Below are 389 nucleotides of genomic sequence, written 5' to 3' on the forward strand. Positions count from 1 at the left end.
TATTGTTCCGGAGGTACAGTTCTTATGGCTTGCATCAGAATTTGCCCTCGGTTACCAGCTACAGCTTGCCACCGACCCGGGTTTTGGTCAGATTATACTGGATACCGAAACAGCCGATATTTCTCTCAGCACTGACGTGCTTCTTGCCGATACAGATTACTTCTGGCGGGTCAGATCCCTGAATACAGGTGGTAGCTCCGATTGGTCAGAGATCAGAAGCTTCTCCACAGTGCCGGAAGGCGAAACTCCTGATGGTCCTGTTGGCCACTGGAAGATGGACGAGGGATCAGGAAATATACTTGTGGATCATTCCGGTAACGGAAACGATGCGACCATTCAGAATACCATTGGGGTGACATGGACGCAGGGGGTCATGGGACTGGCACTTG

1 protein-coding gene is annotated in these 389 nt (G+C 51.2%); it reads left to right on the plus strand.

The window, feature by feature from the left end; all coding sequences use genetic code 11:
• On the plus strand, positions 1-389 hold a 389-nt coding region (locus tag HMJ38_RS25885; protein ID WP_228780280.1), incomplete at both ends, for a DUF4962 domain-containing protein.

This window comes from Aquiflexum lacus (assembly GCF_015476655.1).
Taxonomy (GTDB): Bacteria; Bacteroidota; Bacteroidia; order Cytophagales; family Cyclobacteriaceae; genus Aquiflexum; species Aquiflexum lacus.